The 24,470-nt window shown below is 72.5% G+C and carries 24 protein-coding genes; 14 read left to right on the top strand and 10 right to left on the bottom strand.

From position 1 onward, the window contains the following. Positions 1–4 precede the first annotated feature (4 nt). Entirely contained in the window at positions 5–973 is a 969-nt protein-coding gene (gene era, locus AC0VX6_RS07395; protein ID WP_274976772.1) for a GTPase Era, read from the top strand. 138 nt (positions 974–1,111) lie between these two features. Here era and AC0VX6_RS07400 read toward each other — a convergent pair whose 3' ends face one another. Further along, a complete protein-coding gene (locus AC0VX6_RS07400; protein ID WP_274976773.1) occupies positions 1,112–1,846 on the bottom strand; it encodes an IclR family transcriptional regulator in 735 nt (244 codons plus the stop codon). A gap of 284 nt (positions 1,847–2,130) precedes the next feature. Here AC0VX6_RS07400 and AC0VX6_RS07405 point away from each other — a divergent pair, with 284 nt between their 5' ends. Continuing rightward, entirely contained in the window at positions 2,131–3,435 is a 1,305-nt protein-coding gene (locus AC0VX6_RS07405) for a DUF6986 family protein (RefSeq protein WP_274976774.1), read from the top strand. A 5-nt stretch (positions 3,436–3,440) separates the two neighbouring features. Continuing rightward, a complete protein-coding gene (gene allB, locus AC0VX6_RS07410; RefSeq protein WP_274976775.1) occupies positions 3,441–4,790 on the top strand; it encodes an allantoinase AllB in 1,350 nt (449 codons plus the stop codon). Between the two features lie 60 nt (positions 4,791–4,850). Here allB and alc read toward each other — a convergent pair whose 3' ends face one another. The 6 genes from alc to uraD all read right to left on the bottom strand — a co-directional run bounded on the left by alc (position 4,851) and on the right by uraD (position 11,120). Next, positions 4,851–5,978 (bottom strand): allantoicase, encoded by a 1,128-nt coding sequence (gene alc, locus AC0VX6_RS07415; RefSeq protein WP_274976776.1) that lies wholly within the window; start codon positions 5,976–5,978, stop codon positions 4,851–4,853. 89 nt (positions 5,979–6,067) lie between these two features. Next, complete coding sequence (locus AC0VX6_RS07420; protein ID WP_475467908.1) at positions 6,068–7,006, bottom strand: LysR family transcriptional regulator; 939 nt, start codon at positions 7,004–7,006, stop codon at positions 6,068–6,070. Positions 7,007–7,119: 113 nt separating this feature from the next. Continuing rightward, entirely contained in the window at positions 7,120–8,628 is a 1,509-nt protein-coding gene (locus AC0VX6_RS07425) for a nucleobase:cation symporter-2 family protein (protein WP_475467909.1), read from the bottom strand. Between the two features lie 478 nt (positions 8,629–9,106). After that, on the bottom strand, positions 9,107–10,003 hold the full coding sequence (gene pucL, locus AC0VX6_RS07430; RefSeq protein ID WP_274978075.1) for a factor-independent urate hydroxylase: 897 nt from the start codon (positions 10,001–10,003) through the stop codon (positions 9,107–9,109). A 233-nt stretch (positions 10,004–10,236) separates the two neighbouring features. After that, positions 10,237–10,575 (bottom strand): hydroxyisourate hydrolase, encoded by a 339-nt coding sequence (uraH, locus tag AC0VX6_RS07435; protein ID WP_274976779.1) that lies wholly within the window; start codon positions 10,573–10,575, stop codon positions 10,237–10,239. Next, on the bottom strand, positions 10,572–11,120 hold the full coding sequence (uraD, locus tag AC0VX6_RS07440) for a 2-oxo-4-hydroxy-4-carboxy-5-ureidoimidazoline decarboxylase (RefSeq protein WP_274976780.1): 549 nt from the start codon (positions 11,118–11,120) through the stop codon (positions 10,572–10,574). The genes uraH and uraD overlap by 4 nt, the downstream gene beginning before the upstream one ends. A 410-nt stretch (positions 11,121–11,530) precedes the next feature. Here uraD and AC0VX6_RS07445 point away from each other — a divergent pair, with 410 nt between their 5' ends. From AC0VX6_RS07445 to AC0VX6_RS07460, 4 genes are all read left to right on the top strand, one after another. Continuing rightward, positions 11,531–12,328, top strand: coding sequence for a hydroxypyruvate isomerase family protein (locus tag AC0VX6_RS07445; protein WP_274976781.1), 798 nt, complete (start codon positions 11,531–11,533; stop codon positions 12,326–12,328). An 82-nt stretch (positions 12,329–12,410) separates the two neighbouring features. After that, complete coding sequence (locus AC0VX6_RS07450) at positions 12,411–13,301, top strand: 2-hydroxy-3-oxopropionate reductase (protein WP_274976782.1); 891 nt, start codon at positions 12,411–12,413, stop codon at positions 13,299–13,301. Positions 13,302–13,511: 210 nt separating this feature from the next. Further along, the gene (gene gcl, locus AC0VX6_RS07455; protein WP_274976783.1) at positions 13,512–15,227 is read left to right on the top strand and encodes a glyoxylate carboligase; all 1,716 of its coding nucleotides are present in this window, start codon (positions 13,512–13,514) and stop codon (positions 15,225–15,227) included. A 227-nt stretch (positions 15,228–15,454) separates the two neighbouring features. After that, positions 15,455–15,805 (top strand): hypothetical protein, encoded by a 351-nt coding sequence (locus tag AC0VX6_RS07460; protein ID WP_274976784.1) that lies wholly within the window; start codon positions 15,455–15,457, stop codon positions 15,803–15,805. A gap of 52 nt (positions 15,806–15,857) precedes the next feature. Here AC0VX6_RS07460 and AC0VX6_RS07465 read toward each other — a convergent pair whose 3' ends face one another. Further along, the gene (locus AC0VX6_RS07465) at positions 15,858–16,022 is read right to left on the bottom strand and encodes a type II toxin-antitoxin system VapB family antitoxin (protein WP_475467913.1); all 165 of its coding nucleotides are present in this window, start codon (positions 16,020–16,022) and stop codon (positions 15,858–15,860) included. A 73-nt stretch (positions 16,023–16,095) separates the two neighbouring features. On the opposite strand from AC0VX6_RS07465, the gene relB reads away from it, so the two are divergent. The 4 genes from relB (at position 16,096) to leuA (ending at position 19,932) form a co-directional block, all read left to right on the top strand. Beyond that, positions 16,096–16,320 carry a type II toxin-antitoxin system RelB family antitoxin gene (gene relB / locus AC0VX6_RS07470; RefSeq protein WP_274976786.1) on the top strand — a complete coding sequence of 75 codons (225 nt, stop codon included), beginning with the start codon at positions 16,096–16,098 and terminating at the stop codon, positions 16,318–16,320. Further along, positions 16,304–16,576 carry a type II toxin-antitoxin system RelE family toxin gene (locus AC0VX6_RS07475; protein ID WP_475467915.1) on the top strand — a complete coding sequence of 91 codons (273 nt, stop codon included), beginning with the start codon at positions 16,304–16,306 and terminating at the stop codon, positions 16,574–16,576. Before relB ends, AC0VX6_RS07475 begins: the two co-directional genes overlap by 17 nt. A 151-nt stretch (positions 16,577–16,727) precedes the next feature. Then, on the top strand, positions 16,728–17,789 hold the full coding sequence (locus AC0VX6_RS07480) for an alkene reductase (protein ID WP_274976788.1): 1,062 nt from the start codon (positions 16,728–16,730) through the stop codon (positions 17,787–17,789). A gap of 442 nt (positions 17,790–18,231) precedes the next feature. Beyond that, entirely contained in the window at positions 18,232–19,932 is a 1,701-nt protein-coding gene (gene leuA / locus AC0VX6_RS07485) for a 2-isopropylmalate synthase (RefSeq protein ID WP_475467917.1), read from the top strand. A 66-nt stretch (positions 19,933–19,998) separates the two neighbouring features. Here leuA and AC0VX6_RS07490 read toward each other — a convergent pair whose 3' ends face one another. Both AC0VX6_RS07490 and AC0VX6_RS07495 read right to left on the bottom strand, forming a co-directional pair. Beyond that, positions 19,999–20,709: a DUF2625 family protein gene (locus tag AC0VX6_RS07490; RefSeq protein WP_274976790.1), complete on the bottom strand. Its 711-nt coding sequence runs from the start codon at positions 20,707–20,709 to the stop codon at positions 19,999–20,001. 222 nt (positions 20,710–20,931) lie between these two features. Further along, positions 20,932–21,795, bottom strand: a complete 864-nt coding sequence (locus AC0VX6_RS07495; protein WP_274976791.1) for a CAP domain-containing protein — start codon at positions 21,793–21,795, stop codon at positions 20,932–20,934. Positions 21,796–22,114: 319 nt separating this feature from the next. Between AC0VX6_RS07495 and recO the strand changes: the two genes are divergently transcribed. Genes recO through AC0VX6_RS07510 form a run of 3 tightly spaced genes read left to right on the top strand, consistent with a single transcriptional unit; the run spans position 22,115 to position 24,461 of the window. After that, the gene (gene recO, locus AC0VX6_RS07500; protein ID WP_212640976.1) at positions 22,115–22,846 is read left to right on the top strand and encodes a DNA repair protein RecO; all 732 of its coding nucleotides are present in this window, start codon (positions 22,115–22,117) and stop codon (positions 22,844–22,846) included. After that, positions 22,843–23,664: an isoprenyl transferase gene (locus AC0VX6_RS07505; RefSeq protein WP_475467919.1), complete on the top strand. Its 822-nt coding sequence runs from the start codon at positions 22,843–22,845 to the stop codon at positions 23,662–23,664. Before recO ends, AC0VX6_RS07505 begins: the two co-directional genes overlap by 4 nt. After that, positions 23,664–24,461, top strand: a complete 798-nt coding sequence (locus tag AC0VX6_RS07510; protein WP_274976793.1) for an SGNH/GDSL hydrolase family protein — start codon at positions 23,664–23,666, stop codon at positions 24,459–24,461. The genes AC0VX6_RS07505 and AC0VX6_RS07510 overlap by 1 nt, the downstream gene beginning before the upstream one ends. The last annotated feature ends 9 nt before the right edge of the window (positions 24,462–24,470 follow it).

The following is a 24,470-nucleotide window of genomic DNA, read 5'->3' on the forward strand; positions in this document are numbered from 1 at the left end:
ACCCATGAACGACCTCGACCTGGAGAAGCTGCGCGTACCGCTGGAGATGCCCTCCCACCCCGAGGGCTTCCGCAGCGGTTTCGCGTGCTTCGTGGGCCGCCCCAACGTGGGCAAGTCCACCCTGATGAACGCGCTGGTCGGGCAGAAGGTGGCGATCACCAGCAACCGGCCCCAGACCACGCGGCGCACGGTGCGCGGGATCGTGCACCGGCCCGACGCGCAGCTGATCATCGTGGACACGCCCGGCCTGCACAAGCCGCGCACCCTGCTGGGCGAGCGGTTGGACTCGCTGGTGCGGTCCACCCTGGTCGAGGTGGACGTGATCGCGTTCTGCCTGCCCGCCGACGAGCCGATCGGGCGGGGCGACACCTACATCGCCAAGGAGCTGGCGGAGCAGACCAACACCCCCGTGGTCGCCCTGGTCACCAAGACCGACCTGGTGGACCGGGACGCCGTGGGCCGTCACCTGATGGCGGTGAACGAGCTGGGCGACTGGGCCGACATCGTCCCGGTCTCGGCCCAGGGGGGTTTCCAGCTGGAGACCGTCACCGACGTGCTGTGCTCGCACCTGCCGGAGGGGCCGCCGCTGTACCCGGACGGCGACCTCACCGACGAGCCGGACGAGATGCTGGTGGCGGAGCTGGTGCGCGAGGCGGCCCTGGAGGGTGTGCGCGACGAGCTGCCGCACTCCATCGCGGTGGTCGTGGACGAGATGTACGAGCGCGAGAACACCCGTCCGGGCAAGGAGCTGGTGGACATCTACGCGTCGCTGTACGTGGAGCGCTCCAGCCAGAAGGCGATCGTGATCGGGTCCAAGGGCTCGCGCCTGCGCGACGTGGGTTCGCGGGCCCGCAAACAGATCGAGGCCCTGTTGGGCCGCCGGGTGTTCCTGGACCTGCGGGTGCGGGTGGCCAAGGACTGGCAGCGCGACCCCAAGCAGCTGCGCAAGCTGGGCTTCGACCAGCCCACCTGACGGGCTGACCGCGGGGCCGCCGGTGCCGTGTGCGGGCCCCGACCCTCGGTGGTCCCGCGGGGTGCGGGCACCGTCGTCGGCCGGGGGCGCGCGAGCGCGGCGAACGGGCCGGGCCGGGAGGAACCCCGGCCCGGTTCGTCATGTCTGGTTGTTGAGGTCGGTGGCCAGCAGGGTGGCGCAGCGCCGCACGATGGGGGCGGCGCGGTCCACGAACTCCCAGCTCACCCGGGCCTCGGGGCCCGACACCGACACGGCCATCCCCGAGGGCGCGCCCGCGACGGGGACCGCCACGCAGCGCACGCCGACCTCCTGCTCGCCGTCGTCCACGGCGAAGCCCTGTGCGCGGACCCGGCGCAGCTCCGCGAGGAAGGCGTCGGGGTCGGTGATCGTGCGGTCGGTGGCGGCGGGCATGCCGGTGCGGCGGACCGTGGCCAGCACCTCCTCGTCGTCGAGCTGGGACAGCAGCGCCTTGCCCACGCCCGCCGAGTGCGGCAGCACGCGGCGCCCCACCTCGGTGAACATGCGCATGGAGTGCTGTGAGGGCACCTGCGCGACGTAGACGACCTTGTCGCCGTCGAGCATGGCGAGGTTGGCGGTCTCGCCCAGGTCCTCCACCAGCTGCGCCAGGTGCGGGCGGGCCCAGGTGCCCAGCATCTGCGAGGCCTTGTCGCCCAGTCCGATCAGCCGGGGTCCCAGCGCGTAGCGGCGGGAGGGCAGCTGGCGCACGTAACCGTTGCCGACCAGGGTGCGGATGATGCGGTGGATGGTCGGCAGGGGCAGCCCCGAGGAGTCGGCCAGCTGGCTCAGCGAGGTCTCGCCACCAGCCTCGGCCATGATCTCCAGCAGTGAGAAGGCGCGGTCGAGGGACTGCACGCCGCCGGGGCGTCCGCGTTTGCCCTGTTCTTCAGGGTGTAGAGAGGTCTGTGGGGCTGACAAGGATCGTGCTCCCATGCTGAGGGCCGTGGGTTCGGGGTCCTGCCTCCGCGGGGGAGGACGGTTTCCGGCTCACTGTCTTCTATAGCACGTGGAACGGCGGTGTTCCGGTGGTCCGGAAACCTGCGTCCCGGGATCTTGGACACCCCTGGCTCCCTTGTTATTCCGGATAGCAAAAGTTACTATCCACGATAGGAAAAACTAGCCTGGGAGGGGACATACACGTGCAACAGGACCGGTCCGAGAACCGCCGCAGGGAGCCCGATCTCGGCCTGGACGTGCTCACCGCCGGGCTGAACGCCCGCCTGGCCGACGCCGACGCCCGACTCGTCCGCGACTACCCGGGCTCCTCCGGCGCCCGCCAGCCGGTGCACACCGTCTACGTCCCCGCGGACCGGGTCCGGGCCGGCCTGGTCCGGGAGTGGGGCGAGGCGGCCCTGAGCAGCCTGGACGAGTACGCGCCCGACGCCGCGGCACTGGCCGCCGCCACCGGTGTGGACGGGGACGCCGTGGCCGGGGTCCTGCCCCGCCTGCGCGACAAGCTCGTCCGCGAGCCGGTCGAGGACCTGCGCGTGGACCTGGAGGACGGCTACGGCGACCGGGGCGACGCACAGGAGGACGGCGACACCGTCGCCGCCGCCCGCGCCCTGTGCTCCGACATCGAAGCCGGGCAGGCCCCGCCTGTCCTCGGCGTCCGGATGAAGGGCATGGAGGCGGCCGGACGCGCCCGCGGCGCCCGCAGCCTCGCGCTGTTCCTGCACACCCTCCTGGAGGAGCTGGGCGGCCTGCCGGACGGGCTCGCGCTCACTCTGCCCAAGATCACCTCCGTGGAGCAGGTCGAGGCGATGGTCTGGCTCACCGAGGAGCTGGAGCGGCGCCTGGAGCTGCCCGAGGGGCGGCTGCGCTTCGAGTTGCAGATCGAGACCCCGCAGTCGGTCCTGCTCCCCGACGGCACGGTGGCCGTCGCCCGCATGATCGGCGCCGGACAGGGCCGGGTCAGCGCCCTGCACTACGGCACCTACGACTACAGCGCCGCCTGCGGGATCACCGCCGCCTACCAGAGCATGGCCCACCCGGTCGCCGACCACGCCAAGGCCGTCATGCAGGTGGCCGCCGCCGGAACGGGCGTGTGGCTCTCCGACGGCTCCACCAACGTGCTGCCCGTGGGCTCGGCCGAGGAGGTGCACGCCGCCTGGCGCCTGCACGCCTCCCTGGTCCGCCGCTCCCTGGAGCGCGGCTTCTACCAGGGCTGGGACCTGCACCCGCACCAGCTGCCCACCCGCTACCTGGCCACCTACGTCTTCTACCGCGAGGCCTTCGCGCCCGCCGCCGCGCGCCTGCGCGCCTACCTCGGCGCCGTGTCCGGCGGCGTGCTGGACGAGCCCGCCACGGCTCAGGCGTTGGCCGCCGCCCTGGTGAGCGGGGTACGCTGCGGGGCGCTGGACGAGGCCGAGGTGGCCGACGCCGCCGGAACCGACACCCGCACACTCGTCGACCTGGCCAGCCGACGGGTGGGACAGGAGCAGTGACACACATGACCCAGCACGATCTCGCCGTCCGCGCCCGCCGCGCCCTCACCCCCGAGGGGGAGCGGCCCGTCACCGTCGGGGTGCGCGACGGGCGCGTGGTCAACGTCCTGGAGGGGGAGTCCGCGCCGCTCATCGCCCGCCGCGAGATCACCCTGGCCGAGGACGAGGTGCTGCTGCCCGGCCTGGTCGACACCCACGTGCACGTCAACGAGCCCGGGCGCACCGAGTGGGAGGGCTTCGCCACCGCCACGCGGGCCGCCGCCCTTGGCGGGATCACGACCCTGGTCGACATGCCGCTCAACAGCGTGCCGCCGACCACCACCGTCGCCGGGCTCGACGCCAAGCGGGCCGCCGCCGAGGGCAAGCTCGCCGTGGACGTGGGCTTCTGGGGCGGGGCGGTGCCCGAGAACAGCCGCTCCGGAGCCACCAAGGAACTCGCCGCGCTCTGGGAGCGCGGGGTGTTCGGGTTCAAGGCGTTCCTGTCCCCGTCGGGGGTGGAGGAGTTCGGCCACCTGTCCCCGGACGAGCTGTACTCGGCGGCGGAGGCGATCGGGGAGTTCGGCGGACGGCTCATCGTGCACGCCGAGGACCCCGGCGTCCTGGAAGGGGCGCCGCCCGCGGCCGGGCGCGACTACGCCGCCTTCCTGGCCTCGCGGCCCGACACCGCCGAGAACGAGGCGATCGCCCGGGTGATCGACGTGGCCAGGGCCACCGGCACCCACGCGCACGTGCTGCACCTGTCCAGCGCCTCCGCGCTGCCGCTGATCGCCCAGGCCAGGGCCGAGGGCGTGCCGCTGACGGTGGAGACCTGCCCGCACTACCTCACCCTGGAGGCCGAGGGCGTGCCCGCGGGGGCCACCCAGTACAAGTGCTGCCCGCCCATCCGGGACGCGGCCAACCGCGACCTGCTGTGGCGCGCGCTGGCCGACGGGCTGATCGACTGCGTGGTCAGCGACCACTCGCCCAGCACCCCCGACCTCAAGGACCTGGACACCGGCGACTTCGGTACCGCGTGGGGCGGGGTGTCCGGCCTCCAGGTGGGCTTCTCCGCGGTGTGGACCGAGGCCCGCCGCCGCGGCGGCTCCCTGGCGGACGTGGTGCGGTGGATGTCGTCCGGGCCCGCGCGGGTGGCCGGACTGCTCGGCAAGGGAGCCATTGCGGAGGGCGCCGACGCCGACTTCGCCGTGGTCGCCCCGGAGGAGTCCTTCCGGGTGGACGTGCGCGCACTGGAGCACCGCAACCCGGTGAGCCCCTACGACGGGGCCGAACTGCTCGGGCGGGTGCGCCGCACCGTCCTGCGCGGACGGGACGTGGGGCCTGACGACAGGGCCGGGCGGATGCTGGTCCGCCGGTAGGAACGGCGACGGGCCGCCGCCGGGACGTTCCCGGCGGCGGCCCGGTCGTTCGCGCGGGGGTCAGCCCCGCAGCTCGCGCCAGCGGTCGCGCAGGTGGTCGGCCCCGGCCGTGGTCAGGGAGCCGAAGACGTTGAGGCGCGCGATGCCGCCGTCGGGGTAGACGTCGGTGCGCACGTGGGTGGCGGTGACCGGGGTGTCCAGGACGAAGCGGTGGGCGCTGTCGGGCTCCAGCCGGGTGCGGGGGACGATCTCGAACCACGCGTCGGGGGTGTCGGAGTGCGCGTCGCGCCCCAGGACCGCCACCCAGCCCGCGGCGTTGCCCTTGAGGTAGGCGGTGTCCAGCTCCAGGGCGCGGACGGTGGCCTGGGCGGTGAGGCGGAAGCGCACCCAGTCGTGCTCGGTGTCGCGGCGGCGCCGGTTCTCCCAGCCGTCGTCCATCTTCTGCGAGCGGCCGGGGGCGATGATGTTGTCCGGCGAGGAGTAGAAGCGGTCCGAGGCGTCCTCGACCATGCCGCCGTTGACCAGGGCGGCCACGTCGAAGCCGCCGAGGGCGGTGAGCCAGTCGGGGTCGGGCACGGGCTCGCCGTACACGCGCAGTCGGGCCACGCCGCCGTCGGGGAACTGCTTGAGGCGCAGGTGGGTCCACCGGCGCCCGGTGTCCACCTCGAAGGTGTTGGCGGCGTGCCCGTACACGAAGGCGCGGGGGACGATCCCGGTCCACTCCGCCTTGAGCAGCTCGTCGGTGGTGGGGGTGCCCTCCAGGTGGACGGCCTCGACGCTGACCTCGCGGGGGTGGTTGCCGCGGAAGTGCGCGGTGTCCACCACCACGCCGCGGACCAGGCCGGGCAGGCCGAGGCGGACCAGGGCCCAGTCGTGGTCGTCGGCCGCGGGGTGGGGCTGGTCGCCGCTCACGCCGCGGCGCCTGCGGGTCTCCCAGCCGTCCATCACCTTGCCCTTGTGCCCGAAGGCGTGCGGGTCGAACACGGCCGGTTCGGGCAGCAGCAGGTTCTCGCGCTGGGCGAAGAACTCGTCGTTGGCCGCCACGACCCCGGCGCCCAGGCGCCGGTCGGCCAGGTCGACCAGGGCCGAGAAGTCCAGGTCGGCGCCCCGGTAGTCGGCGTAGGGGTCGCCGCCCGCGTAGGGCCGGGCGTTGTAGGCACGCGGATCGGTGGGCTGGGCCCCGCTCATGTCTCTCCCGAAAAAAGTGGACGTGTCGGACATGTCCAGAGTCCCAAGAGAGAACGATTACTTCCAGCGAAAGTTTCTGATCATTCTGTTCAGCTGAGCTGAACAGATGGGCCGCCCAGGTCCGCTGCGGTGTCGGCCAGGGCGCGCAGCACCACCGCGACCTGGGGGCGCCCGCCCGCCCCGGAGCGCACGGCGGAGACCACGTGGCGGCGCGGCTGGTCGGAGCGCAGCACCCGCAGGCTGACCCCGGGGGTGCCGTCCGCGGCGGCCAGCCGGGGGACCAGCGCGACGCCCATGCCCGCCGCCACCATGTCCAGGATGGCCCTCCAGTCGGAGGCCACGTGCGCCTGCCCTGGGACGAACCCCGCCTGGGCGCACGAGGCGACGGTGATGTCGCGCCAGGGACCCGACGCCCCGTAGATCCACGGCTCCTCGGCCAGGTCGCGCAGGCGCAGGGCGCGGGAGTCGGCCAGGCGGTGGTGGGCGGGCAGGGCCGCGTCCAGGGGGTCGGTGAGCAGCTCGCGCCGGTCGTAGCGTCCGTCGTGGCCGGTGGGGGCCTGGGCGGCCAGGGACAGGCCGACGTCGATCTCGCCCGCCGACAACAGGTCGTAGACCTCGGCCGCCTCGGCCTGGCGCACCCGCGTGGTCAGGCCGGGGTGGGCGCGCCGCAGGGCGCCCAGCGCGGGCACCACGAGGCTGGGGATGGCGGTGGCGAAGGCGCCCACGCGCACGTGCCCGGCCTCGCCCCTGGCGAAGCCCTCCAGTTCGGCCTCGGCCCGCTCCAGCTGGGCCAGGACGATGTCGGTGTGGCGCAGCAGGGCGTGCGCGGCGTCGGTGAGGCGGACCCGCCGCCCGTGCGCCTCCAGCAGGGCGACCCCCACCTGTTGGGAGAGGGAGGAGAGCTGCTGGGACACGGCGGAGGGGGTCATGCACAGGGCCTCCGCCGTGGCCCGGACGGTCCCGAACTCCTCCAGGGCGCGCAGGACGCGGAGTTTGCGAAGATCCCAGTCGGTCACCCTCTCAGGCATACCATTCAGCCGCCCTGAACGGAACGCCGGTGTCCGCGGGGATCCCGCGGACACCGGCTCCGGGGGCGGGGGCGGGGGCGGGGGCGGGGGCGCGGCCCCGGCCCGGCGACGGATCACGCCCGGGGCTTGTCCAGGGGCTCGGAGCCCCCGTCGCGGTAGGCCTCCCGGGCCTGGTCGGTGTACTTGGCCTCCCCGGGACCGGCGCTGCCGATCTCCTCGGCGTCGATCTCGGCCGGGGCGGCGGAGCCCCCGCGGCCGATCACGTTGAAGCACACGTTGAGCACGATCGCCACGACGGCCGCGCCGATGATGCCCGAGTGCGCGACCAGCTCCACCGACTCGGGCAGGAACGCGTAGAAGGTGGGGTAGGCCAGCGGGATGACCGCCACGCCCACGGAGGCGGCCACCAGCACCAGGTTGAGGTTGTTGGTGAAGTCCACCTTGGCCAGGGTCTTGACGCCGCTGGCGGCCACGCTGCCGAACAGCACCAGGCCCGCGCCGCCGAGCACGGGCGTGGGGATGGCCGCCATGGCGCCGCCCAGCACCGGGAACATCCCCAGCGCGACCAGGATGCCCGCGCCGGTGGCCACCACGTAGCGGCTGCGCACCTTGGTCAGGGCCAGCAGTCCGATGTTCTGCGCGAAGGAGCTGGTGGGTGTGGCGCTGAAGACCGGTCCGATGAGCGAGCCGCTCACGTCGGCGCGCAGGCCCGCCGAGATGCGCTTGGCGTCCACCTTCGAGCCGGTGATCTCCCCGACCGCGATGATGTGCGAGGCCCCCTCGGTCAGGACCACGAGCATGATGACGCACATGGTGACGACCGCGGCGACCTCGAACCGGGGCGCGCCGAAGTAGAACACCGAGGTCGGGTCGAACACGACGTCGGCCTCGCCCACCCGGCTGAAGTCGGCCATGCCCAGGGGAACGGCGACCAGGGTGCCCACGAGCAGGCCCAGGAGGATGGACAGCCGTCCCCAGATACCGGGCAGGACCCGGGAGCCGAGCACGATCACCCCGAGGGTGAGCCCGGCCAGCCCGAGGTTGGCCAGGGGCGCGGCCGGGACCGCGGAACCGTCCTCCAGGGTGCGGACGCCGCCGTCCATGATCCACCGCGCCGCCACCGGCATGAGGCTGACGCCGATGACGGTGATGATGGTGCCCGTGACGATCGGGGGGAAGAAGCGGATCAGCTGCCCGAAGAACGGCGTCAGCGCCAGGGCGAAGAGCCCGGCGGCCAGGGAGGCGCCGAAGGCCACGGGCAGGTTCTCGCCGTCCTGCCCGGCGGCCAGGGAGGTGATGGCGCTGACGGGGACGAAGGAGCAGGCCACCACGATCGGCATCTGCGCGCCGACGCGCCGGTGGCCCACGGTCTGCATGAGTGTGGCGAACCCCGCCACGAGGAGCGCGCCGCTGACGAGGATGCCCATGGCGGCAGGGTCGTTCGCGAGCCCGGCGGCGGCGCCGATGACGAGGGCCGGCGCCACCGCGCCGGCGTACATGGTGAGGATGTGCTGGAGCCCGTAGACCAGGAGCAGCCGCGCGGGCAGCTTCTCGTCCTCGGGGCGGGGGGAGGAGGCGGCGTTCGTTGTGGCCGAGTCCTTCGCGGACGGACTGTTCGACATGGCCAGTTTCCAGCCTTTGCGATCGGCGGCCACCCCGGAGGGGGCCGAACTCTCGGGCACGGGGCCCGGTGGTGTCGCACCGGCCCGGCACCTCCGTCAGGGGGGCGCCGGAGCCGGGGGAGGGCCCGCCGCGGCGGGCCAGGGCCCGTGGCACGGCTGTGCGCGCGGGTCACGGGGGTGTCGGTGCGCGCGCCCGGCGGGGCGCCGGGTCCGCGGACGGGACCGCGAGGAGAGGGCGGTCCCGCCCGCGGGGCACTCGCCGGAGCGCTCACCGGGGAGCGCCCGGGCACGGGCGGGGCAGGGCTTTCTCCGTCAGGGGGCGCCGGGGGCAGCCGCCCCGAGGCGCCGCTGTGCCTGCTTCAACCCGATTCCCGTTCTCCGGGCGCCCGGACACAAGAAGGACTGCGCGCAGCGTCCGTTGGGGGTGGTGGCGGGCGACGGGTGGGACGAAGCGGAGCGGAGGTCCCAAAAACACTGCCTAGACGAAGCCGGGGACGGTCTTCCAGGCGTCGCCGGGCTCGGGGGCGTCGTCGCGCTCCACGGTGGCCTCGATCTTGCCGTAGGGCCGGTCGGCGGCGAAGAAGACCTCGTTCGGGTTGTCCAGGCCGAACGGGGACAGGTCCACCAGGAAGTGGTGGTTGTTGGGCATGGAGAAGCGGATCTCGGCGATCTCCGGGTGCGCCTCCAGGACGGCCCTGCCCATCTCGTAGAGGGTCTGCTGCAGCGCCAGGCTGTGGGTCCGGGCGAAGGCGTCCAGGCACAGGGCGCGCACCGAGGCGTAGGCACTGTCGAAGTCGTGCTCCACACCCACGTAGCGCCAGCGTGCGGTGACGTCGGTGGCCAGGATCCGGTCGGTGGTCTCGGGCAGCGTCGTGTACTTGGTCTTGGGGAAGCCGTGGAACTCCGAGCCGGTGGACTTGAGCACGGACAGGCCCTCGAAGCCCGAGACCACCCACTCCCGGCCGCCCGTCTTGGTGACGACGGCGGTGCGGGTCTCGGCGCCCCTGCGCGAGAACGCGTGGTCGTGCGGGCCGGAGGAGGTCCGGATCCGCTCCCAGGAGTACTCCTGCACCTCCTGGCGGGCCCCGTGCACGTACTCGTGCTCGTCCACGAAGTGGCGGGCCAGGCGCAGGGCGAAGTCCTCGACGGCGCCGACGCCGCCCCACTCGCGGGCCTTGGCGTAGACGGTGTTCTTCTGGGTGTCGGTCGGCAGGCAGGTGCTGTTGTCGCCGAGGGTGTGCACCGTCTCCAGCTCTCCGCGCAGCTGGGAGGTGACGTTGACGTCCTTGATCCGGTGGACGTCGGTGTCGCGGTTGACGTGGACGAGGCGGACCTCGGCCTTGCCGTACTGGTTGTCTCCGAGTCGGATGCCCATCAGGGTGAACTCCATCCGTGTGATGCGTGAAGTCGTCATCGTTCGCGCCGTGGCGCAGTGCTACGAGGGAGGACCGCTGTGGTCGTGCGGAAGGACCTGTCGCGCACTCGAAGATTCAGGCTTGCCCTGGCCGGCGAGGATCTCCTGCCCGCCGCTCCCTTCCCGGTCGGCCGTGCCGCCGCGGTGGTCTGTGTGGGTGGTGTCGAGGGGGAGGGCGCGTGGCGCCCGCCGGTCTAGGAACCCCGGTAGGTCGAGTAGGCGAACGGGCTCAGCAGCAGCGGGACGTGGTAGTGGGCGTCCTCGTCGGCGAGGTCGAACACGATGGCGACCTCGGGGTAGAAGCCGCGCTGGCCGGTCGCCGCGAAGTAGGCGCCGGTGTCGAAGACGATCCGGTGGAAGCCCGCGGGGAGCCGGTCGGGGCCCAGGTCGGGCACGCGTCCGTCGTCGTCGGTGCGGCCCTCGGCGACGGTCCGCCAGGACCCGGCTCCGTCGGCGGCCTCCAGCAGCACGGGCACGCCGCGGGCGGGGCTGCCCAGGGCGGCGTCCAGGACGTGGGTGGTGACGTGGCTCATGCGTCCTCCAGGAGTTTGACGAGGCGGAGTCCGGCGATCCGCCGCAGCTCCCCGCCGACCACGGCCAGCTCGGTGCCGCGGTCGTTGGACAGGCGTGCGACCAGGTCGGCGAGGAGTTCGCGGCTGGAGCGCCCGCTCGCGCAGACGAGGTAGATCTGCCCGAATCTGTCCTCGTACTCGCGCTGGGCGTGGGCGAAGACCCGCTGGACGCGCACGGAGGCGTCGTCGGTGTCGGAGGCGAAGGCGGACTGCTCCCCTCGCGACCAGGCGGCCTCGGTGCCGGCGCCCCCGGCCTTCTCCCCGATGCGGGGGTGGCGGGCCAGGGCGGAGGCGACCTCGTCGGCGGTGACCGCGCGCGCGTGCCCGTCGGCCGAGGCCAGCAGGGCCTCGCGGTCGGGGAAGGGCGCCTCGGACGCGACGGCCGCGACCCAGCGGTCCACGTCCAGGCACTGCGCGAGCGCGGCGCGCAGCTCCTGTTCGGACAGCGCGTTCAGGCGGGCCAGGCCGGGGTCGGGCCCGCTCTGCGGCTCCTCCGGGGTGCTCATGTGGTCTCCCCTGACTTGGCGCGAACCCCGGGTTCCCGTCCGTGGGACGGCGTACCGCCGCGGCCCCCGCCAAGAATTTTCGTAGTGCAGATACCTAATTCCGTATTACGGATTGGGGGGACTCTAGTTGATGCGAGTGTGACCTTGTCAACACTCGCAAGGGGAGATCTGCGAAAAATAACCCGTTCTGTGCCCGAGCACAAAGAAGGTCCGACCTTCTCGCCGTCACCCGGAGTCCACGACGGGTTCCGGGGGGTTCGCGGGACCGGTGCGGCCGGAGCGGCGTCGGGGGTGCCAGGGGACGGGCTCCGGGGTGGTTGACAAGCGGGGGTGCTCCGGCACACACTTCAATCATTCCTTAAAGCGAAAACTACTTTCCGCATTGTGGAAGTAGATGCTGGAGGCAAGGTATGAGCCACACCCTGGGGTACACGGTGAACTGCTCGCTGCTGTTCACCGAGCTCCCCCTCAACGACCGCCCCCGGGCGGCGCGGGAGGCGGGCTTCGACGCCGTCGAGTTCTGGTGGCCGTTCGAGAGCCCGACCCCGCCCAAGGACGAGGTCGACGCCTTCGTCTCCGCCCTCGACCGGGCGGGTGTCCGTCTCAGCGGCCTCAACTTCTTCGCGGGCCAACTGCCCGGCCCCGACCGCGGCGTGCTCTCGCACCCCTCGCGCATCGCCGAGTTCCGCGCCAACATCGACGTCGTGGTGCGCATCGCCGAGCGCACGGGAGCCACGGGCTTCAACGCCCTCTACGGCCTGCGCCAGCCGGGGGTGGACCCCGGCGAACAGGACCGGACCGCCCTGGAGAACACCGTCGCGGCGGCCGAGGCCGTGGCGGCGGTCGGCGGCACCGTCCTCATCGAGCCCATCAGCGGGGCCGAGAGCTACCCCCTGACCACGGCCGCGGACGGGCTCGCCTTCGTCGCCCGGGCCGGGGAGGCGGGCGCGGACAACGTCGCCCTCCTGGCGGACCTGTACCACCTCGCCGTCAACGGCGACGACTTCGCCGCCGCGGTCCGCGACCACGCCGCCGAGTTCGGACACATCCAGATCGCCGACACCCCCGGGCGCGGCGAGCCCGGCACCGGACGGCTGCCCATCGGGGAACTGCTCACCGCCGCCCAGACCGGGGGCTACCGGGGGCTCGTCGGCCTGGAGTACAAGCCGACCGTGCCCAGCGCCCAGAGCTTCGGCTGGCTCAACTGATCCCCAGCCGCGCACCCCGCCACCAGCCACACGGCACCAGCAGCACAGCACCAGCCGCACACCAGTCACGAAGGGGGCCCTCGTGCCCGTCAGGAAGATCGCCTTCATCGGCCTGGGGATCATGGGCCTGCCCATGGCCGTCAACCTCGTCCGCGCCGGGTACACCGTGACCGGCCACAACCTCACCCCCGAGCGCGTCGACGCGCTGGTCGCCGAGGGCGGCCTGCGCGGGGGCAGCGTCGCCGGTGCCGTCGCCGACGCCGACGCCGTCATCACCATGGTCCCGGACTCCCCGGACGTGGAGGAGCTCATGCTCGGCCAGGGCGGCGTCTTCGAGAGCGTCAAGCCCGGCACCCTGGTCATCGACATGAGCACCATCCGTCCCGACGTGTCCCGCTCGGTGGCCGAGACCGGGGCCGAGCGCGGCCTGCGCGTCCTGGACGCCCCCGTCAGCGGTGGCGAGGCGGGCGCGGTCGAGGCCAAGCTCTCCATCATGGTCGGCGGCGCCGCGGAGGACTTCGAGGCCGCCCGGCCGCTCTTCGACGTCCTGGGCACCACCCCGGTCCTGGTCGGCCCGAGCGGCTCCGGCCAGACCGTCAAGGCGGCCAACCAGCTCATCGTCGCGGGCAACATCCAGCTCCTGGCCGAGGCCCTGGTCTTCCTGGAGGCGCACGGGGTGGACACCGAGTCCGGCCTGGAGGTCCTGGGCGGCGGGCTCGCGGGCAGCACCGTGCTCCAGCGCAAGGGCGCCGCCATGCGCACGCGCGACTTCACCCCGGGCTTCCGGATCGCCCTGCACGACAAGGACATGCGCATCGTCACCGACTCCGCGCGCGCCGCCGGGGTCGCGATCCCGCTGGGCTCGCAGGTCGCGCAGTACGTCGGCGCGCTCAAGCACCAGGGCCACGGCGGCCTCGACCACTCCGCGCTGCTGAAGATCGTCGAGCAGCTCTCCGACGGCTCCGGGAAGTAGCGGACCGGCGCTTTCCGGACACCAGGGCCCGCACCCGGCCCCGAGCCGTCCGTCCCCGGTGTTGGCCGCACCGGCGGACACGGCCCGCGCACCGTCCGGGCCCACCCGCGGGCTCTCCCGCACCCCGGCAGCACCACGGCACCACCCCTGGCACCCAGCTTCACCACCACACAGCCACCAGCACCCCCAGCACTGAAGGGTTCGCTTCCCATGCCACAGATGCCCGCGATGAACGCGGTCGTGGAGGTCCTCAAGGACGAGGGCGTCGACACGGCCTTCGGCTGCCCCGGCGCGGCCATCCTGCCCCTCTACAAGGCGATGGAACAGGTCGGCGGCATCGAGCACCTGACCGTCCGCCACGAGGAGGGCGCCACCCACATGGCCGACGGCTGGTCACGGACCACCGGCAAAGTCGGCGTGGCCATCGGCACCTCCGGCCCCGCCGGGACCAACATGATCACCGGCCTGTACACGGCCATCGCGGACTCGGTCCCGATCGTGTGCATCACCGGCCAGCAGCGCACCGACCTGCTGGACAAGGAGGGCTTCCAGGCGGTCGACATCGTCGAGATCGCCAAGCCTGTCACCAAGTGGGCCGTCCAGATCAAGGAGGCCGCCACCGCGCCCTGGATCTTCCGCGAGGCGTTCCGGATCGCGCGGGAGGGACGCCCCGGCCCCGTCCTGGTGGACATCCCGGTGGACGTCGCCCAGCAGCTGATCGACTACGACCCCGCCATCGACGCCCCGCTCAAGGTCAACACCGTCGAGCCGCACCGGCCCCGGGTGGAGCGCGCGCTGGACATGCTGCTGGAGGCCGAACGCCCCCTGATCCTGGCCGGAGGCGGCGTCATCACCGCCGAGGCCTCCGACGACCTGCGCGCGCTGGCCGAGCACCTCCAGGTTCCGGTGCAGGTCACCCTCATGGGCAAGGGCTCCTTCGACGAGGACTCGCCCCTGTACTCGGGCATGACCGGCGTGCAGACCTCCCAGCGCTACGGCAACGCCTCCTTCCTGGAGTCGGACCTGGTCCTGGCGGTGGGCGCGCGCTTCGCCGACCGCCACACCGGGCAGATCGACGTCTACCGGGGCGAGCGCAGGTTCATCCACGTCGACATCGAGGCCACCCAGATCGGCCGGGTCTTCGAGCCCGACCTGGGCGTGGTCTCCGACGCGCGGCTGTTCCTGCGCGAACTGCTCGCCGCCGCGCGCGCCCGCGGCGCCAAGGCCGGGGTGCGGCCCTGGATCGACCGGGTAGCCGAGCTCAAGGCCACCCTGACCCGCCGCGAGGACTTCGACACGGTCCCGGTCAAGGCGCCGCGCGTCTACAAGGAGATCAACGAGGTCTTCGGCGAGGACACCTACTTCGTCACCGCGATCGGCCTGTACCAGATCTGGGGAGGCCAGCACCAGAAGGCGTACAAGCCGCGCCACTACCAGATCTGCGGCCAGGCGGGCCCGCTCGGCTGGGAGATCCCCGCCGCGATCGGCGTCAAGAAGGCGCTCAAGGACACCGAGCCGGACGCCGAGGTCGTCGGGATCGTCGGCGACTACGGGTTCCAGTACATGGTCGAGGAACTGGCCGTGGCCGCCCAGTACGACGTTCCCTACGTCATCATCATGCTCAACAACGAGTACCTGGGCCTGATCCGCCAGGCCTCGATCCCGTTCGACATGAACTACCAGGTGGACATCCACTACGACGAGTACGGCACCGACAACGTCAAGCTCATGGAGGCCTACGGGTGCTCCGGGCGCCGCGTCGTGGAGCCCGGGGAGATCCGCGAGTCCCTGGAGTGGGCCCGCAAACAGGCCCAGGCCACGTCGCGGCCGGTGCTCGTGGAGATCATGATCGAGCGCGAGGCCAACACGCCGCACGGGCCCGCGATCGACGCGGTCCGGGAGTTCGAGCCGGCCCCGGGGGCCTGACGGCGGGTGTGCCCCGTGCGGAACGCCTGCCACAGCGGACCAAACGGGGCACACCGGACACAGGTGAACCCGCCGTTACAGGGTTGTGTCCGGAGTGTTTCGCGACGTGCGTTTTCTCCGGCCCGCACCTGCGCAAACGTGGAGTCACCTTGACGACGGAGCCGCCGTGCCAGGGAGCGGGAGAACGCAACGGAGCCGTCGTCGGCACTCTCGGAAGTTGGAAAAGCATGTCCCCCCACGCGCGTTTCCTCTCTGCGGCCGCAGTCGCGGCCGTTGCGCTCGCCTCCTCCGCGTGTTCCTCCCAGAACGGGTCCGAGGAGGAGTTCCAGGAACTCCTGGCGGAGAGCGGTCTGCCCGGTGACGAACTCAGGATCACGGCACCGGACTCGGAAGGGTTCTGGTGGGCCACCTACGAGGCCACGGACGACTGTCAGCTCCAGTTCAAGTGGAACGGCACCGACCCGGTGCTGATCTACGGGGCCCAGACGGACGGTTACCTGGAGCTGGCCCCGGACGAGACCTACATAGAGTCCTTCGGCCAGGGCAAGGTCCAGCAGGCCTGCCAAGGGGAGTTCTGACCGTCCCCGGCCCCGGGCGCGCCGCCCGGGGCCGGGCCCCTGACCACCGGCTTCAGCCCCCGGCGTCCCAGACGTCCTCCCGGTGGGCGGCGGTGCGGCTCCACTCCACGACCTCGCGCAGTACGGTGTTCACCGTCTCCTCGGGTGTCGTGGTGCCCAGCAGTTCCGTCGCGCGCTCCAGAAGCGCCTCGTCGACGTCGATCCACGTCCTGCTCATGACCACTCCTTGTGCGACTCGGGCCCATGCTGACCTGGTTGCTATACTTGTATAGCAACCAGGGAGGTGCGTCATGCTGGCATTGAGACTTCCGGCGGAGATCGAGGACAGACTCGAAGCCCTCGCGAAGGAGACTGGCAGGTCGAAGAGCTTCTACGCCCGGGAAGCGATCGTTGCTCACCTGGACGAGCTGGAGGAGGTCTATCTGGCCGAACGCAGGCTGGAGGACCTCAGGGCGGGGCGCAGCGGTACGACACCGCTCTCAGAGGTAATGGACGAACATGACGTGGAAAGTTGAGCTCCACGACGATGCACGTCGTGACCTGCGAAAACTGGACCCACAGGTGGTACGGAGAATTCTCCGGTTCCTGAAGGATCGGGTGGAGGGAGCGGACGACCCGCGTTGCCTCGGTGAGGCGTTGAAGGGCAGTCGCCTCGGTGACCTGTGGCGTTATCGTGTCGGCGACTACCGCGTGGTCGCCGACATCCGGGACGGACTCCTCGTCGTTCTCGTGGTGCACATCGCCCATCGCAGTCAGGTGTACCGGGACTGATCTCCGCGGTGACGTGTCCACCCGGCCAGGGCGGCGCGTGCGTGACCTGGCCAAGTGCGTACCCGGTCGACGGCCCCGCGGCGGTTCCTCCTAACGTGAGTGCGTTCCCGAGGGCACGGCCCCTCTCGACCCGCACACCACGGAGTCCTCCTTGAGCGACCTGTTCGATCCCGTCCGGATCGGCCGCCTGCACCTGCCCAACCGCCTGTTCATGGCCCCGATGACGCGCTCGCGCTGCCGCGGGGGCTCGCCCGGCGACATCACCGTCGAGTACTACGCCCAGCGCGCCTCGGCCGGGCTGATCATCACCGAGGGCATCCAGCCCAGCGTCCGCGGCCAGGGCTACACCGACACCCCCGGGCTGCACAGCGACGAGCAGGTCGCGGCGTGGCGGCGCGTCACCGACGCCGTGCACGAGCGCGGCGGGCACATCTTCGCCCAGCTCATGCACTCGGGCCGGGTCGGCCACCCCAGCCTCTACCCCGACGGCGGCCTGCCCGTCGCCCCGTCCCCCGTCGCCTCGGGCGCGTCCATGTACGACGGCAGGCAGAAGCTCGCGCACCCGGTGCCGCGCGAGATGACCGCCGCCGACATCGACCAGACCCTCGCCGACCACGCCGCGGCCGCGCGCAACGCGATCGCCGCCGGTTTCGACGGGGTGGAGCTGCACGGCGGCAACAGCTACCTCATCGAGCAGTTCCTCTCCGACGGCAGCAACCGGCGCACCGACGGGTACGGCGGCAGCGCCGCCAACCGCGCCCGCTTCGCCCTGGAGGCGGTGGACGCGGTCGTCGAGGCCGTCGGCGCCGACCGCACCGGCCTGCGGATCTCCCCGGCCAGCAGGCTCAACGGCATCAGCCAGAGCGACCCCCTGGAGCAGTACCTCGCGCTCCTGGACGGGCTGCGCGGCCGTCCCGGGCTGGCCTACCTGCACCTGACGGAGTCGGCCTCGTCCGAGTACACCGACGCGCTGCGCAAGGAGTGGCCGGGGACCTTCGTCCTCAACCCGGCCTCCGGCACCGACACCGGGCCCGCCGCCGCGGCCCTGGCCGAGGAGCGGGCGGACGCCGTGGCGATGGCCTCGGCCTGGATCGCCAACCCCGACCTGCCCGCCAGGATCAGGGCCGGCGCTCCCGTCGCGGTTCCCGACCGGGCCACCTACTACGGCGGCGACCACCGCGGCTACACCGACTACCCGGCCCTGGACGCCTGACGCGAAATCCCGTCGACGGGACCGGCCCGGCCGCCGGCGCGCGGTGACCGCGCTGCCGGCGACGGCCTCGGGTGTTGGCCGCACCCCGGGCCCCGTCGACGGGATCTGGAACAACCCCCCTAGCACTGAAGGGTTCACCGAAAATGTTACAGACCCCCCGCCGTTCTCTTGAGGTCGAGGTACCGGTAAGGGGGCGGATTCCGCCCGGTGCGTCCTCCGTGACGAGGATTCCCAGGTCATGTGACGCGCGTCCCATCATGTGGACACCGGGTACCAGTTCCGGCGGGCCGTCTGCTAGCGTGAGGACCGTTATGCTGCGCGAGCTGCTTCTCCTTAGCGGCCGCGGCGGGGGTCGTTAAAAGGTCGGCTCCCTCGCCGCGGGAATTCGGCTTGTCCTGGTCGACCATGACCAAGCGCCAGAACCACCCGAGGAGCCACCGAGATGGTGCCGCAGCAGAAGCCCAGCCCCATGCCCTTCCACCGCTACAAGCCCTTCGCGCCGGTGGACCTGCCCGACCGCACCTGGCCCTCCAAGAGCATCACCGAGGCCCCGCGCTGGCTGTCCACGGACCTGCGCGACGGCAACCAGGCGCTGATCGAGCCGATGGACCCCGCCCGCAAGCGCGAGATGTTCGAGCTGCTGGTGCGGATGGGCTACAAGGAGATCGAGGTCGGCTTCCCCGCCGCCAGCCAGACCGACTTCGACTTCGTACGCTCCCTGATCGAGGGCGACGCGATCCCCGACGACGTGCAGATCTCGGTGCTGACCCAGGCCCGTGAGGACCTCATCGAGCGCACCGTGCAGAGCCTGGTCGGGGCCAGGCGCGCCACCGTGCACCTGTACAACGCCACCGCGCCCACCTTCCGCCGCGTCGTCTTCCGCGTGGACCGCGAGGCCTGCAAGGACATCGCCGTCCAGGGCACCCGGCACGTCATGCGCTTCGCCGAGCAGTACCTGGGCGAGACCGAGTACTTCGGCTACGAGTACTCGCCCGAGATCTTCGTCGACACCGAACTGGACTTCGCCCTGGAGGTCTGCGAGGCCGTCATGGACGTCTGGCAGCCCGGCCCGGGCCGCGAGATCATCCTCAACCTGCCCGCGACCGTCGAGCGCTCCACGCCCAACGTCTACGCCGACCAGATCGAGTGGATGAGCCGCAGCCTGTCCCGGCGCGAGCACGTGGTCGTCTCGGTGCACCCGCACAACGACCGCGGCACCGGCGTGGCCTCGGCCGAGCTGGCCGTCATGGCCGGGGCCGACCGCGTCGAGGGCTGCCTGTTCGGTCACGGCGAGCGCACCGGCAACGTCTGCCTGGTCACCCTGGGCATGAACCTGTTCAGCCAGGGCGTGGACCCCAGGATCGACTTCTCCGACATCGACGAGATCCGCCGCACCGTCGAGCACTGCACCCAGCTGCCGGTCGCCCCGCGCCACCCCTACGGCGGCGACCTGGTCTACACCGCCTTCTCCGGCTCCCACCAGGACGCCATCAAGAAGGGCTTCGCCGCCCAGCAGGAGGCTGCCGACGCCGCCGGGACCCCTGTGGAGGAGTACGTCTGGGACGTGCCCTACCTGCCCATCGACCCCAAGGACGTGGGCCGCAACTACGAGGCCGTCATCCGGGTCAACAGCCAGTCCGGCAAGGGCGGCGTCTCCTACATCATGCAGCGCGACCACTCGCTGGACCTGCCGCGCCGCCTCCAGATCGAGTTCTCCCAGGTCATCCAGAAGTTCACCGACGCCGAGGGCGGCGAGTTCGCCGCCGGGCGCATCTGGGAGATCTTCTCCCAGACCTACCTGGCCGAGGGCGGCCCGGTCGCGGTGCTGGCGCACCGCTCCACCACCGACAGCGACGGCACCTACCGGATCGAGGCCGACGCCCGGGTCAACGGCGAGATCCGCGAGCTGACCGGCACCGGCAACGGCCCCATCTCCGCGTTCTGCGACGCCCTGACCGGCGTCGACGTCAAGGTCCGCGTCATGGACTACGTGGAGCACTCCATGGGCGGGGACGGCGACGCCCGCGCCGCCGCCTACGTGGAGGCCGAGATCGACGGCCGGGTGGTGTGGGGAGTGGGCATCCACAGCAGCATCACCACGGCCTCGCTCAAGGCGCTGTGCAGCGCCATCGCGCGCGTCTGACGCGCGCACGCCCGAGGGAGCGGGGGCCGCGACCGCCGGGTCGCGGCCCCGGCCCGTTCCCGGCTGCTAGAGCAGGCCGAACGGCCCGGGGTCGGGCAGGTCCAGGGCGGCGCACGACTCCCGGTGCGCGCCGGTCAGCTCGCCCAGCGCGACCGGCCTGCGCGAGGTCGCGGCCATGTCCTGGCGCGCCTCGGCCGTCCAGGGGGAGGGGCGCAGCGACAGCCCCCGCGCCAGGTCCAGCGCCTCGGCCTCCTCGCGCCAGCCCGGCCAGCGCAGGGCGCGGTAGAAGTCCTCCAGGCGGCCGTCCAGCAGCCACAGCAGCCAGCCGGAGTAGGCCGTCTCCAGCGGCTCCCACTCCAGGGAGTCGGGCGCGAAGTAGACCATCTCCCCGGGCCTGCCGGGGTAGTCCCCGCCCTCGGCCGCGGGCCCGTTGAGGGCGAACACCCCGCCCAGCACGTCGTGGGCGACCACCAGCCGCGGCGGCGGGCCGTACACCACCGCCGCGCTCAGGTCGTTGACCTCGCCCAGACCGGGCAGCTCGGCCCCGCCGCCGCCGTGGACGCGCAGCCACCCGCCGTCGAGGAGCAGGCCGCCGGACTCCAGCGCCATCGCGCCCAGGAAGGACCGCGCGGTCACCTGGAGGCGGTGCAGGCACGTGCGGCCCCGCTCGGGGTCCACGGACAGGGCGCGCACGGCGGCCCCGCCCCGCTCCAGGCGTTCGGACAGCAGCGGCCAGGCGGGTTCTTCCACCTCGACCAGTTCACTCAGCTCGCGCACAGGGCCACCTCCCGTCGGGCCGCGAGGGGTCGCGACGGCGGTCCACACTACCGGTCGGCGCCGACGCGTCCGCTGAGGCCTCCGGGAGGGCGAACGGGGCGGCACGCCCTTCCGCGGACCGCGCGTGCACCCGGCCCCCACCTCGGACCGACAGCCGCGCTCTCCTCGCGCACGCGGGGCCGCCCTCCCGGGGGGGGCGGCCCCGCGTGCGTGCGCCGGAGGTCACTCCCAGCCGAACATCTGGGTCCAGGCGCTGCCGGACTCGCCGACGCCGATCGCGACCAGGTCGCAGTTGAGGATGTTCCTGCGGTGCCCGTCGCTGTTCATCCAGGCGTCCATCACCTGCTGGGGGCTGGTCTGCCCCTTGGCGACGTTCTCCGCGCCCCAGGCGTCGTAACCGTGGCGGTCGGCCCGGTCCCCGGGGCCCTCGCCCTCGGGGCTCTCGTGGCTCATGTAGTCGCGCCGGTCCATGTCCTCGCTGTGCTCCTGGGCGGCGGCGGTCAGCCGCGAGTCCACCCGCAGCGGGCCGCAGCCGGCGTCCGCGCGCTGGGCGTTGACCAGGGTCACGACCTGGTCGGTCGACCCGCCGGAGGGGGCGTCGGAACCGCTGTCGCCGCCACCTCCGCCGTCACCGCCGCCCGAGCCGCCGCCACCACCGGACTCCGAGCCGCCGCCGCTGTCACCGCCACCGCTGCCACCGCCGCCGGTGTCCTCGTCCCCGCCGTCCTCGGGCACGGAGGAGGCCTGCGCGCTCTGCGGCTCGCCGCCCTGCCCGGAGGGCGCGGGCTCCCGCTCCGGCGTCGCGGTGGGCGAGGCGAAGAAGTCGGCGTCCTCGGAGGCCTCGGGCACGAGCGAGTCGTCGGTGACCGCGGTGCCGAGCCCTCCCTCCCGCGCCTGGCCGTCCGCCGTGTTCTGGAAGGGGTTGAGGCCGGACTCCGCGCCGGTGAACAGCAGCGCGCCCGCCACGACCAGGCCGACGGGAACCGCGGCCATGGGCACCGCGAGCGGTATCGAGCGCAGTCCGCGTCCGGTGCGGCGGTGTCGGTCGGCGCTCTTCCTGCGCCTGCCTCGGCGACCACGCGCCATGGGGCCCTCCTCGGGAAGTGGGACGTCGGGGCACGGGCGCGACGGGGTGCCGCTCGCGCGGGGCCGCGCTCCGGGCGGCCCTCGCTCGTGCCCCGCGGGTCTCGGGTGAACCCGTGTCGGGGAGCGCGCGGGATGCGCGCGGCTGCTCCGGGAGAGTGCCGCGGGGGAAGGGCGGCGGGCCCGACGCGGAGCGCCTAGCGCGTGAGAGTAGAGCAAATGTCGCAAAAAGGGAAACCAAACTGTGACAAAGCTGGTCGTGGAGGGGTTTCGTGCTGCACCGTCCGCGTGGACGGTCCGCGGTATCCGCGACAATGGGGGTGTGAGTCTCTACCGCGACGAGGGTGTCGTCCTGCGCAACCAGAAGCTGGGCGAGGCCGACCGCATCATCACCCTCCTGACCCGGCGTACCGGCCTGGTCCGCGCCGTCGGCAAGGGGGTGCGCCGCACCAAGTCCCGCTTCGGCGCCCGCCTGGAGCCGTGCACCCACGTCGACCTCCAGCTGCACGCGGGCCGCACGCTGGACGTGATCACCCAGGCCGAGACCGTGCGCGCCTACGGCGAGGCGGTGGTGTCCGACTACTCCCGCTACACCGCCGCCACCGCGATGCTGGAGACCGCGGAGAAGGTCGTCTCGGTCGAGAAGGACCCGGCGCTGCGCCAGTTCCTCCTGCTCATCGGCGCGCTGCGTACCCTGGGTGAGGGAAGCCACGACTCCCGGCTGGTCCTGGACGCCTACCTGCTGCGCTCGCTCGCCGTCGCCGGGTACGCGCCCTCCCTGGCCGAGTGCGCCCGCTGCGGCAGCCGGGGGGAGCACCGCGCGTTCGCGGTCCACGCCGGAGGTATGGTCTGCACGGTGTGCCGTCCCCACGGCTCCGTGCACCCGTCGCCGGACACGCTCCGTCTCATGTCGGCGCTGCTCGGAGGGGACTGGGAGAGCGCGGACGCCAGCGAGGACAGGCAGCGCTCCGAGTGCAGCGGGCTGGTCGCGGCCTACCTACAGTGGCACCTGGAAAACGGAATCCGATCACTGCGCCATGTGGAGCGTTCTTGAGTCTGTTCAGCTTCGACACCGGTAAACGGCGGGAGTACTCCGCGCCCGTTCCGCACCCCAGCGGCGCGCGTCCCCCCGAGCTCCCCGCCCAGCTGGTGCCCCGGCACGTGGCCGTGGTCATGGACGGCAACGGCCGTTGGGCCAAGGAGCGCGGGCTGGCGCGCACCGAGGGGCACAAGGCCGGTGAGTCCTCGCTCTTCGACGTGATCGAGGGCGCCCTGGAGATGGGCGTGGCCAACCTGTCCGCCTACGCCTTCTCCACCGAGAACTGGAAGCGCTCGCCCGACGAGGTGCGCTTCCTCATGGGCTTCAACCGCGACACCATCCGCAGGCGCCGCGACGAGCTGCACGCGCGGGGGGTCCGCGTCAAGTGGGCCGGGCGCGCGGGGCGGCTGTGGAAGAGCGTCATCCGCGAACTCCAGGACGCGGAGGAGATGACCAGGGACAACACCGCGCTCACCCTCCAGTTCTGCGTGAACTACGGCGGCCAGGCCGAGATCGTCGACGCCGCGCGCGAGCTGGCCCGCAGGGCGGCGGCGGGCCAGATCTCCCCGGAGAAGATCACCGAGGACACCCTCGCCCAGCACCTCTACGCCCCCGACGTGCCGCCCGTGGACCTGTTCGTGCGCTCCTCCGGCGAGCAGCGCACGTCCAACTTCCTCCTCTGGCAGTCCGCCTACGCCGAGTTCGTCTTCCTGGACACGCTCTGGCCCGACTTCGACCGCCGCGACCTGTGGCGGGCCTGTGAGATCTACGCGAGCCGGGACCGCCGCTACGGCGGTGCCGTGCCCAACCCCGTGTCGGAGGAGGAGAAGTGATGGCAGGTTCGGACGGTCCGCTGCTCAGGCCGGGCATGTCGCTCGCCTCGGTGGGCGACAGCTTCACCGAGGGCGTGGGCGACCCCTACCCGGAGCCGGGCGCGGGCTTCCGCGGCTGGGCCGACCGGCTGGCCGAGCACCTGGCGGACGACCTGGGCGAGGTCCTGTACGCGAACCTGGCGGTGCGCGGCAAGCTCATGCGCCAGATCGTCACCGACCAGCTCCCGCCCGTCCTGGAGATGGCCCCGGACCTGGTCACCCTGAGCGCGGGCGGCAACGATCTGCTGCGCCCGGGCGGGGACCCCGAGCGGATGGCCAGGATCCTGGACCACACGGTGGGCCGCCTGCGCGCCGCGGGGAGCCAGGTCGTGCTCTTCACCGGCGTCAACGTCACCACGGGCTACATGCGCGGCACCATCGGCCTGTTCGCGCGCTACTACATGCACGTGCGCGCCGTCGCCGACAGGCACGGCTGCCTCCTGGTGGACCAGTGGCCGATGGAGGTGCTCACCGACCCCCGGGCCTGGGACGAGGACCGGCTGCACATGTCCCCCGAGGGGCACCGCCGCCTGGCGCTGCGCGTGGCCGAGGTGCTGGGCGTGCCGGTGACGGAGCGCTGGGACGAGCCGTGGCCGCACAGCGAACCGGTCGGCTGGGCCCGCGCGCGCCGGGAGGACCTGACCTGGGTCAGGGAGTCGCTCGGCCCGTGGATCGGCCGCCGCCTGACCGGGCGCTCCTCCGGCGACACGGTCACGGCCAAGCGCCCGGAGCTGTCCCGGATCACCAAGGACCGCTGACCGCCGCCG

This window comes from Nocardiopsis sp. iso_25 (assembly GCF_056173305.1).

Bases quoted from the DNA above. Each gene is read 5' to 3' on its own strand.
- uraH (WP_274976779.1), bottom strand. From the start codon at position 10,575: ATGAGCCACGTCACCACCCACGTCCTGGACGCCGCCCTGGGCAGCCCC.
- AC0VX6_RS07465 (WP_475467913.1), bottom strand. From the start codon at position 16,022: ATGAGCAGGACGTGGATCGACGTCGACGAGGCGCTTCTGGAGCGCGCG.
- era (WP_274976772.1), top strand. From the start codon at position 5: ATGAACGACCTCGACCTGGAGAAGCTGCGCGTACCGCTGGAGATGCCC.
- leuA (WP_475467917.1), top strand. From the start codon at position 18,232: ATGGTGCCGCAGCAGAAGCCCAGCCCCATGCCCTTCCACCGCTACAAG.
- AC0VX6_RS07420 (WP_475467908.1), bottom strand. From the start codon at position 7,006: ATGCCTGAGAGGGTGACCGACTGGGATCTTCGCAAACTCCGCGTCCTG.
- AC0VX6_RS07510 (WP_274976793.1), top strand. From the start codon at position 23,664: ATGGCAGGTTCGGACGGTCCGCTGCTCAGGCCGGGCATGTCGCTCGCC.
- AC0VX6_RS07425 (WP_475467909.1), bottom strand. From the start codon at position 8,628: ATGTCGAACAGTCCGTCCGCGAAGGACTCGGCCACAACGAACGCCGCC.
- AC0VX6_RS07445 (WP_274976781.1), top strand. From the start codon at position 11,531: ATGAGCCACACCCTGGGGTACACGGTGAACTGCTCGCTGCTGTTCACC.
- relB (WP_274976786.1), top strand. From the start codon at position 16,096: ATGCTGGCATTGAGACTTCCGGCGGAGATCGAGGACAGACTCGAAGCC.
- uraD (WP_274976780.1), bottom strand. From the start codon at position 11,120: ATGAGCACCCCGGAGGAGCCGCAGAGCGGGCCCGACCCCGGCCTGGCC.
- gcl (WP_274976783.1), top strand. From the start codon at position 13,512: ATGCCACAGATGCCCGCGATGAACGCGGTCGTGGAGGTCCTCAAGGAC.
- allB (WP_274976775.1), top strand. From the start codon at position 3,441: ATGACCCAGCACGATCTCGCCGTCCGCGCCCGCCGCGCCCTCACCCCC.
- AC0VX6_RS07460 (WP_274976784.1), top strand. From the start codon at position 15,455: ATGTCCCCCCACGCGCGTTTCCTCTCTGCGGCCGCAGTCGCGGCCGTT.
- AC0VX6_RS07495 (WP_274976791.1), bottom strand. From the start codon at position 21,795: ATGGCGCGTGGTCGCCGAGGCAGGCGCAGGAAGAGCGCCGACCGACAC.
- alc (WP_274976776.1), bottom strand. From the start codon at position 5,978: ATGAGCGGGGCCCAGCCCACCGATCCGCGTGCCTACAACGCCCGGCCC.
- pucL (WP_274978075.1), bottom strand. From the start codon at position 10,003: ATGGGCATCCGACTCGGAGACAACCAGTACGGCAAGGCCGAGGTCCGC.
- AC0VX6_RS07475 (WP_475467915.1), top strand. From the start codon at position 16,304: ATGACGTGGAAAGTTGAGCTCCACGACGATGCACGTCGTGACCTGCGA.